At 53.9% G+C, this 7,495-nt stretch carries 15 protein-coding genes; all 15 read right to left on the bottom strand.

Translation table 11 applies throughout. From position 1 onward, the window contains the following. Window positions 1-65: 65 nt before the first annotated feature. The 15 genes from K5880_RS14810 to K5880_RS14875 all read right to left on the bottom strand — a co-directional run bounded on the left by K5880_RS14810 (window position 66) and on the right by K5880_RS14875 (window position 7,357). A complete protein-coding gene (locus K5880_RS14810; RefSeq protein WP_297653725.1) occupies window positions 66-1,517 on the bottom strand; it encodes a nicotinate phosphoribosyltransferase in 1,452 nt (483 codons plus the stop codon). Window position 1,518: 1 nt separating this feature from the next. Further along, window positions 1,519-1,815, bottom strand: coding sequence for a hypothetical protein (locus tag K5880_RS14815; RefSeq protein ID WP_297653728.1), 297 nt, complete (start codon window positions 1,813-1,815; stop codon window positions 1,519-1,521). 8 nt (window positions 1,816-1,823) lie between these two features. After that, window positions 1,824-2,234: an NUDIX hydrolase gene (locus K5880_RS14820; protein ID WP_297653731.1), complete on the bottom strand. Its 411-nt coding sequence runs from the start codon at window positions 2,232-2,234 to the stop codon at window positions 1,824-1,826. Beyond that, on the bottom strand, window positions 2,227-2,955 hold the full coding sequence (locus tag K5880_RS14825; RefSeq protein ID WP_297653734.1) for a metallophosphoesterase: 729 nt from the start codon (window positions 2,953-2,955) through the stop codon (window positions 2,227-2,229). The genes K5880_RS14820 and K5880_RS14825 overlap by 8 nt, the downstream gene beginning before the upstream one ends. A gap of 2 nt (window positions 2,956-2,957) precedes the next feature. Beyond that, window positions 2,958-3,350, bottom strand: a complete 393-nt coding sequence (locus K5880_RS14830; RefSeq protein WP_297653737.1) for a response regulator — start codon at window positions 3,348-3,350, stop codon at window positions 2,958-2,960. Beyond that, a complete protein-coding gene (locus K5880_RS14835) occupies window positions 3,347-3,616 on the bottom strand; it encodes a hypothetical protein (protein WP_297653741.1) in 270 nt (89 codons plus the stop codon). Before K5880_RS14835 ends, K5880_RS14830 begins: the two co-directional genes overlap by 4 nt. A 22-nt stretch (window positions 3,617-3,638) precedes the next feature. Then, window positions 3,639-3,848, bottom strand: coding sequence for an FmdB family zinc ribbon protein (locus K5880_RS23175; protein WP_366883039.1), 210 nt, complete (start codon window positions 3,846-3,848; stop codon window positions 3,639-3,641). Between the two features lie 393 nt (window positions 3,849-4,241). Then, entirely contained in the window at window positions 4,242-4,598 is a 357-nt protein-coding gene (locus K5880_RS14840; RefSeq protein ID WP_297653744.1) for a hypothetical protein, read from the bottom strand. Between the two features lie 392 nt (window positions 4,599-4,990). After that, a complete protein-coding gene (locus K5880_RS14845; RefSeq protein WP_297653746.1) occupies window positions 4,991-5,197 on the bottom strand; it encodes a hypothetical protein in 207 nt (68 codons plus the stop codon). After that, window positions 5,197-5,394, bottom strand: a complete 198-nt coding sequence (locus K5880_RS14850; RefSeq protein ID WP_297653749.1) for a hypothetical protein — start codon at window positions 5,392-5,394, stop codon at window positions 5,197-5,199. The genes K5880_RS14845 and K5880_RS14850 overlap by 1 nt, the downstream gene beginning before the upstream one ends. A 521-nt stretch (window positions 5,395-5,915) precedes the next feature. After that, the gene (locus K5880_RS14855) at window positions 5,916-6,428 is read right to left on the bottom strand and encodes a hypothetical protein (RefSeq protein WP_297653751.1); all 513 of its coding nucleotides are present in this window, start codon (window positions 6,426-6,428) and stop codon (window positions 5,916-5,918) included. 33 nt (window positions 6,429-6,461) lie between these two features. Further along, on the bottom strand, window positions 6,462-6,701 hold the full coding sequence (locus K5880_RS14860) for a hypothetical protein (RefSeq protein WP_297653754.1): 240 nt from the start codon (window positions 6,699-6,701) through the stop codon (window positions 6,462-6,464). Between the two features lie 62 nt (window positions 6,702-6,763). Then, entirely contained in the window at window positions 6,764-6,976 is a 213-nt protein-coding gene (locus tag K5880_RS14865; RefSeq protein ID WP_297653757.1) for a hypothetical protein, read from the bottom strand. Then, window positions 6,973-7,179 (bottom strand): hypothetical protein, encoded by a 207-nt coding sequence (locus tag K5880_RS14870; RefSeq protein WP_297653760.1) that lies wholly within the window; start codon window positions 7,177-7,179, stop codon window positions 6,973-6,975. Before K5880_RS14870 ends, K5880_RS14865 begins: the two co-directional genes overlap by 4 nt. A 46-nt stretch (window positions 7,180-7,225) precedes the next feature. Further along, on the bottom strand, window positions 7,226-7,357 hold the full coding sequence (locus K5880_RS14875) for a hypothetical protein (RefSeq protein WP_297653762.1): 132 nt from the start codon (window positions 7,355-7,357) through the stop codon (window positions 7,226-7,228). Window positions 7,358-7,495 lie beyond the last annotated feature (138 nt).

Consider the following 7,495-nt stretch of genomic DNA (forward strand, 5'->3'; position numbering starts at 1 on the left):
GATACCAACCTCCGTGACGTTACCACGCCACGAAGATTGGTTTAGTCTATCACAGAAGGCTTCCATCAGACCGTTTCGGCTTGCGGCAGAGCCGCGTTACTGCGGACCTCTTCAAGAGTCATGAGGTTCATGCGAATGCCATTGTAGAACACGTCGCGTAGTAGGTTGAACTCGCCAGCTTCCTCTTCGGAAACCGTAATGAGTTCACCATCAACATCGGGCATGACACCCAGGCGTCCACGCTTCGAGTTCTTCGTCGGATCAGTAGCAGGACGCTTGAAGATTTCGTAGCCGACGCCATCGCGTTCCGCGTACGAGCACTTGATAGCGAATCGCTGGCTGTCGCGGTCGAATTGCTGGAGCAGTCCGCCGCCACTACCGAAAGCGATGTTGTCGGCAGAGATACGCTCCTCAAGGAAAGCTTGAAGGATAAGCTCAACCGTGTGGACCCAGGCAGTACCAGAGACGCACTTCACGGGCGTCCACTTGATACCGTCGCCTTGGATCATGCGAACGTAGTCGGGAAGGACAGCAAAGCCCTTATCGTTGAAGGACGAGCCGAACACTCTTTCGAGAGCACGGAAGACATCCACGTCGATCTTCGGCAGCGTGCCAGAGTCAGGCCGGATGATAACCGGAGCCGTGCGAGCTTCGATGCGAGCCTTGATGTCAGGGAGAGCCAGGATCTCCTCGATAAAGGCAATCATGTCGTAGGAGTCACCCACCATAGCGACCATCTGGTCGTTAGGAGTATTGTCCAGGACTTGACGCACAACGTCGGCCTCGCCTTCGACGCCACGAGCGGTCATGATCGAGTGCTCGGTCGCACGAATGCTGAATCCCGGCATGTAGGCATCGTAGTACCGTCGCAGGAAGTCGAGGGCGATCATCGTGTCCGTGCCCATCGCACCCGTAGCCAAGTGAGCACCGCCACCGATGGCAGCTTGCTCGATGCACGTCACGCCACGGTAGCCGAAGTCGTGCAGCTTGAACGGCAGACCAGCCGGATCACCCGTAAGGTCAAGGTAGTTGGCGATGATCTTGCGAACCTCGCGGCTGGCAGTCATGACGGTCGTGGGATACCACGCCATAGAGATAATGGTTTCGAACCAGTTGGTCAACCACTTGGTCTCTTCGCCACCAAGGTTCTGGATCGTGTAGAGGCAGTTGCTCTCGTTGACGGTCAGACCCTCGGGGATGGCTTGCACTCGCAGAGGCAGGCGTCCATTGAAGTTATCCCGAATGAACTCCCAGCCCGCACGGTTGAAGACGCCAGGACCCATGTGGGCGTTGGCAATCTCCTCGGCCTCATCGATGCGTTCGGTCGTCACGAACTCACCCTCAAGATGCGAGAGGACATACTGCAAACCAAAAAAGGTCACAGTCGGGAACATGCCGCCGCTGCGGGGTTCGCCGTAGGAATACACGAGGGTCGTGCCCTCGGGATAGAATGCCCAATGGCTGACCTTGTACGAGTCGGTGCCAAAGGCGAGCAGATTGATGTTAGGATTCAGCATATCAGTATGTTTCAGGGTACTCGATGTCCATTCCTTCATACTCCCAATCGGAGCGAAGGTCCAAAAACTCGAAGGCTGCTTCGAGGTCGTTCGTTTCGATAATCTCTTTGGCCCGCGTCAGTCCGGTGTCGGGATCTTTGGGATCGTCGTAATACCAGCAGAACTTCTCGCTGGCACGTTCCTTGAGGATCTTCATTGCTGCCTTGCAATAATCCTCAGGTGTATTACAGACGAAATAGCGGTCCCCATGCTTTTCTTTGAAGGTGAGGATGCCTGCACTAGACAGCCTGCGTGCCATGTATTTTCTCATAGTGATTCCTCACACGTTTTCCATACGAGATAGTGACGGATGATAACGTTGTGGTCAAAGCAGAGGTCGCCAACGTCGTGCGGGTTGACCACTTTCGAGTCCACCGCATCGTCAGCCGCGACTGGTGTACCATTCGCCGTGCAGATGTAGGCAGCACTCACGGCATGGCCGCGAGGGTCACGGTCAGGATCATCGTAGATACCAAGGAATTCGACGTTCTCGACCTTGAGGCCGGTCTCTTCCTCGGCTTCACGGATGGCTGCGGCTTCGCAGGTTTCTCCTACGTCCACGCAGCCACCCGGTAGTGCCCAGCCGTGGGGAAAGTTCTTACGTTTGATCAGAACGATGCCGCCATCGACTTCGATGATGGTGTCCACCACTACCATAGGAGTAATCGGTTTACCCATTTTCTCTCCAGTGAGTTTGCACCGAGTAGCCGGTCCAAATCGTGTACCAGTACGTCTCGATGATCGGGCAGCAATACCATTCCATCGTGCCCACCGTGCCCTGGTCGGCGTGGTGATGGTGTCCAAAGAAGCAGTAGTCAGGCTGGTAACGGTCAACCAGCACGTCTAGTAGCTGCCTGTTTCCCTTACTAGGAAGGTGATCGTGCTTGTAACGATCATCCGAGTAAGGAATACAGCCCGCGTGCTCATGAGTGAAGAGAGCATCGATAGGTCCCTCGACAGTATCAAGTGTCTCTTGAATCTGTCGCATGGTGATATCCTCTTGGTGCCACCACGACTTGCCTTCGGTACGCATATGCTTATCAATGGAGCTTGCCCCACCGAAAAACATCATGCGAATGCCGTCCACTTCGAGAACGCTGCCGCGAGGCATGTGGGTCCAGCCCGGTTGCCAAGCACCACCATCAGCCTCTAGTTGATCGAAGCCTTCGTGGTTGCCATCAATCCACATCTTTTCAGCGGCATTGTAGATAGCCAATTCCTCGTCAGAGAAGAATCCCTTGCTTGGCTTGAACGGCTTGCCACCAGTCCAATCACCATAGCCGAAGTCGCCTACCTGGACAATATGAGTAATGTCCGGGTGTTGACGAATAGCCTTAGCAATGGTCACGTTGGTCTCGTGCCAAAAGGCGTGGGTATCTCCTAGAATCAGGAACTTCATTACTAACGCAGAAAAGAGGGATCGTTCAGGTAGTTGGTCACAAGCGTAGGAAAGGGGATCCGCCAAACGAATCCGTACTTACCCTTTAGGTCTTGCTCCATTGCCAAAGCGGCAGGAGTGTTCATCGAGTGGATCACGATATCAGGATCCTGAACAGTCTCGACGTTTTGCAGCATCCACCGCACCACACCGCTGCCGGTGTTCGGGTTGGAGGGATCGACGTAGACCTCGCCGCCGAGATCGTGGTCAAGGAAAACGACAGCGAACTCCTCGGTGGACAGCTTCTCGATGGCCGCCTCTGCCGTGGTGACGCACGTAACGTCCTGCCACGTCGGCAGCTTCTCCATGAAGGTCGCAATGCGATTCTCGTCGTCTTCGAGGATCAGGATTTTCATAGGATGATTGCTGCGACGGTCACGATTAGGAAGAAGACTCGCCAAGATACGGTGACCGTGTGGTCCTTGATGATCTCGATTGGTCTCGGCGGGTTGGTTTCAAGCAGGTAGAGTGCTTTCTTGAGGGCGATGGCTTGTCCTCTATGGATATCGACAGTTGGCTCGTGCAGCTTACGCGAGCCCGATGCGGCCTGTACGACCGCCTCAGCCCTCATGAGATCACTCTCCAACTGACGGAAGATCGCCTTCTCGTCAGTCGCTTTCATTATACCGTCGTCTCCGTGTATGTCAAGCCCCGTTGCCGGGATCTTTCTTCCGTTTGTAGTCAGTCTCGTAAAACCCCGATCCGCGAAAGATGATACCGCTTCCCTTTCCTATCAAGCGTTTCAGCCTGAGTCGGCCACAATCAGGGCATTTACGCTTAGCTCCCTCCGTGATGTTCTGGAAGAACTCTGTTCGTGCTCCGCACTCACGGCACTCGTATTCGTAAGTGGGCATTAGCCTTTCGAGTAAAACTCGTCCACAGAGATTGTCTGTTCGTTTCCAGTGCGAGTCATCCACAGTCCACCGTCGCCCATGACACGCTGCACTCCAGCTTTACGCTTACGTTGAGTGAACGGCTTGTAGTCGATGGTCTGACACCCCGTACCTCTACACCGACTACAGATAACGGCAGTACCTTTCGGTTCAGCGAAGCCACAGTAGAGTCCGGTGCCACTACAGGCAGAGCATTCAGCTTGTACTTGCATTATGATTCGTCTCCGTTGTCCATTGCAGCACAGCCAGTCAGAAACGTGGCAACGCCGCCGAAAAAGATAAGGGCATTGTGGCCGCCCTTATGGATAAGGAAGAAAGTCCCCGCCGCAAATATGAGACAGGGAATGAAATTGGCTACTCGCTGCATATCTTCATTCGGTCAGTAAGCATTCCCGTAATCGTACCATTGAGAACCCAGCGATCAGTCCTGTAGTAATCGATACGGACATTCTTGGCGGGCGTGTGTGTATCTAGCTCGTACACAAGATCACGCGGAGTGGTTTCCTTACCTTTATAGGTAATCGGATCTTGGTCGCTTCCGTACGTTTCCAGAGCATCGACACATTCCTGTAGCGTCATGCCTCCAGTCTTGGCTGGAGTATGCTGGCCCGCAATCTCGATATCGAAATACTCGGGATGCGTACGTAGCAGAGCACCAATCGCTGCGTCCTTCGTCTTGCCACAATCCCAGACACCGGGGATGCCATCCACGCAAGCGTGGTAATCGTGACTACGTTTTGTTACGACTATCCTGGTCATTTCGTGATCTGCCACAAGAAGAACGGGAACAGGAAGCCGAACAGGAACCAGCCAGCACGCGGGACGCTGCGGACAGCATCGTAAGTCACCGCTCGCGGCGTTTCGGTCAGGCGTTGCAGTCGATACCAAGCTCCTCTAGCCATTTGCTTATCCTTGTGTCAGTGTGGTGTAGAGCCACCACAATCCAAACGTAACGAACCATGCGAAGACGCAGAACCAGATGCCTACCTTGAACCCTCGCCACAGGCCAACCCTATAGGCGTGCTCGGCTGTCTTTTCAAGCCGACGTTGCCACGGAGAGGGTAGATCCCCAACGGGCTCCAGGTCCATGTCCGGAGGCGAAGTCACCGCTGTAGTCCCACCCGTAGGTCTGAGACCAGGATCCCCTGGATACTTTCTTCGTCCGTGGTTAGGACTTGGGCGAAGTAGTGGTCGTCGTCAGCCGGTCCCTTGAAGTAGAGATCAGTGACCTTGGCGAACCGCCCATCGGGCAGGGTGACAGCAGTACCAATGCTGATACCGTCGTTGCTTTCGTATTCGAGGTCTTCCATTATGCGTTTGCCATGAGCCACTGAGCAGCGGCGTACAGAAGGTAGATGAGGCCGCCCGCAAGTGCCAAGTTGATGAGGATGGCCCCAACAGCGAAGAACTTGGCGAACCGGAAGGTGGAATCGACCTGACGACCAATGCGGTCGAAGTTGCGGTCGAAGCTGTCGTCGGCGGACAGTCGTTGAAGTTGTCGTCTCATAGTTACAGTATATCCTCGTGTTGTGGTTTGTCAAGCACTTTTCACGATTGATCCACTCACGATTGAGAACTGACCAGGACATTCATGGTCAGCAAAATTGCGAGCCTCGGTCATTGACACGAAACTCCTGGTTTGCAGGATGCCACTTTTGACATAAAGGACGTGGTAGTTCATTGTTCGTTTCGCAGCTTGCACTCGTGGTAACGGCTTTCGTGCTCAAGTAGCAGCTTAGCAAGAATGCGGTCACCGGGTTGCGGGTCGTCTACCAAGAGACGTGTTTCAAGATCACGACGGATAGCTTCGTACTCGTCGGTAGTGATGATGCACGGCTCGTAAGCGTGCAGTCTAATCAGAGCTTCCTGTACGTGGTTCGGCATAGTTGGGCTCTGTGTTTTTGTAGAATCTGAATGTACTGCTGACATTCAGCACAATCGGGTCCGGTGTGGTTGTTGCACAACTTACGTGCAAACTGTTGTTCCCATTCCATGACTCAGTATACTCTCGTTAGTGGCTATGTCAAGCTATTCTTCGTTTTCGTCGGCGGGATCGTATCCCTTGAGGGTGACACACATTTCCCGGAATTCGGGGTTCTCGGTATCACACTCCAATTCTGTTTCGTCCACGGCCTCGCCATTGACGAGTGAGGTCGAGCCAGCAAATCCCCAGCCCTCATCGAAGTATTCGACGCGGAAATGCAGGTCGGGGAACATTGCAGACAGCTTCCCAAGCACCGGGAGCGGCGGGCTCCAGGCCGTATCGAAACGGTAAACGAGTAGCCCCTCGTCGTCTACATCGACTGATACGTCGTAGCAGTTCCATTTCGTGCCCCAATTGGCACAAGACCAGTCATACCAGTTGTTCGGGTTGCGGCGTTGATCGTCCAGCGAGAGATTACCCCTAAGGGTATCCGCAGGCATAGGCACAATCTGATCGAGGTCGAAGGGTTGTTCGTCGCCAGCCACCTGGGCCTTGACGGCATCCAGACGTTCGCGGGTGCCTTCGATACTGAGTCGGTTGGTTACGTGATTCGGCATAGTGCCTCCAGTATAGCGTCGTTACCGTCTAAGTCAAGTGGCTTTTTCAAGCTCCGTGTAACAGTAAGCTTGAATCGTACCATCCTCGTGCTCCATCCACCAGATGTCGCCACCAGCACCAGGAACCCAGCCGTAGTACGTAACCTCAATGTTGGGCGTACGGTCTGCGGTGTAGGTAGACTTTACGAGAAAGCCATCGGTGTCAGTTTCGAGTTCGGCCTTGGTGCGGAACTTCGTTCCTTTTGTGGGAAGCTGTCCGCCTAGTTCGTCCATGAGATCAGACATTGTTTATTCCTAACGCTCGCCCGCTAGGGCTTCTCTGGTACCAGGATACATTACGATTCCTCAGTCTTCACAACGATGGTTGGGTCGCCCTGACCGTCCCATCCCCATGCAGGGAAGGCATTTTTGTAGCAGAATTGTGCATCCAAACCGCACATTTCGAGCGTGGTGTGAGCACCATCCTCACCACCACCGTCAGAAAAGAATCCAAGGACAGCATCACGGGCTTCCTCAGAATCGAACTCAAGGGTTAGCTTGTAACTCATAGGAGCTTTTGCCTCATAGCATCGTAAGAGAAGGCCCGCTCGACGTTGAGGAGGCCGGGCAAGTCTTGAATCTGGCCGTCGTCGTCACGGCAGGCCCGTGAGATTTCGCTCCAGATTTCGTTCAGTTCTTCCATCGAGGTAGCGGCCTCAACCTTAGGCTTTATGAAGAGAGAATACCACTCCTCGACCTGTGATTCAAGCATTCGCTCCATTCGGGCGAGCAGACTGATAAGGGGCAAGCTCATGTTTTCAAGCGAACGCCAAGTAAGGAACAACAGAGAGAAAGAGAAGAGAGATAGCACCCAGCCACAGGTAAACCGTAACGGTTGTGCGGTCGTCTTCGTGTTGTTCGATAACGTCTAAGATCAGTTCTTTGTCCATCGCTTCGTATCTCCTGGGTGTGGGTCTGGTAGTACCGCCGCACACACACTCACTAGGGTCAGTATACCCTATCTTACCGGGGTGTCAAGTAGAAACTACCGAATCATGAAGGACCACATCTGTTCCAACAGCATCACA

Source organism: Hydrogenophaga sp., from assembly GCF_025699295.1.
GTDB lineage: Bacteria > Pseudomonadota > Gammaproteobacteria > Burkholderiales > Burkholderiaceae_C > Hydrogenophaga.

Excerpts from the sequence above, each read along its gene's own strand:
- K5880_RS14810 (WP_297653725.1), bottom strand. The coding sequence starts at position 1,517 with ATGCTGAATCCTAACATCAATCTGCTCGCCTTTGGCACCGACTCGTAC.
- K5880_RS14815 (WP_297653728.1), bottom strand. The coding sequence starts at position 1,815 with ATGGCACGCAGGCTGTCTAGTGCAGGCATCCTCACCTTCAAAGAAAAG.
- K5880_RS14820 (WP_297653731.1), bottom strand. The coding sequence starts at position 2,234 with ATGGGTAAACCGATTACTCCTATGGTAGTGGTGGACACCATCATCGAA.
- K5880_RS14825 (WP_297653734.1), bottom strand. The coding sequence starts at position 2,955 with ATGAAGTTCCTGATTCTAGGAGATACCCACGCCTTTTGGCACGAGACC.
- K5880_RS14830 (WP_297653737.1), bottom strand. The coding sequence starts at position 3,350 with ATGAAAATCCTGATCCTCGAAGACGACGAGAATCGCATTGCGACCTTC.
- K5880_RS14835 (WP_297653741.1), bottom strand. The coding sequence starts at position 3,616 with ATGAAAGCGACTGACGAGAAGGCGATCTTCCGTCAGTTGGAGAGTGAT.
- K5880_RS23175 (WP_366883039.1), bottom strand. The coding sequence starts at position 3,848 with ATGCCCACTTACGAATACGAGTGCCGTGAGTGCGGAGCACGAACAGAG.
- K5880_RS14845 (WP_297653746.1), bottom strand. The coding sequence starts at position 5,197 with ATGGAAGACCTCGAATACGAAAGCAACGACGGTATCAGCATTGGTACT.
- K5880_RS14850 (WP_297653749.1), bottom strand. The coding sequence starts at position 5,394 with ATGAGACGACAACTTCAACGACTGTCCGCCGACGACAGCTTCGACCGC.
- K5880_RS14855 (WP_297653751.1), bottom strand. The coding sequence starts at position 6,428 with ATGCCGAATCACGTAACCAACCGACTCAGTATCGAAGGCACCCGCGAA.
- K5880_RS14860 (WP_297653754.1), bottom strand. The coding sequence starts at position 6,701 with ATGGACGAACTAGGCGGACAGCTTCCCACAAAAGGAACGAAGTTCCGC.
- K5880_RS14865 (WP_297653757.1), bottom strand. The coding sequence starts at position 6,976 with ATGAGTTACAAGCTAACCCTTGAGTTCGATTCTGAGGAAGCCCGTGAT.
- K5880_RS14870 (WP_297653760.1), bottom strand. The coding sequence starts at position 7,179 with ATGCTTGAATCACAGGTCGAGGAGTGGTATTCTCTCTTCATAAAGCCT.
- K5880_RS14875 (WP_297653762.1), bottom strand. The coding sequence starts at position 7,357 with ATGGACAAAGAACTGATCTTAGACGTTATCGAACAACACGAAGACGAC.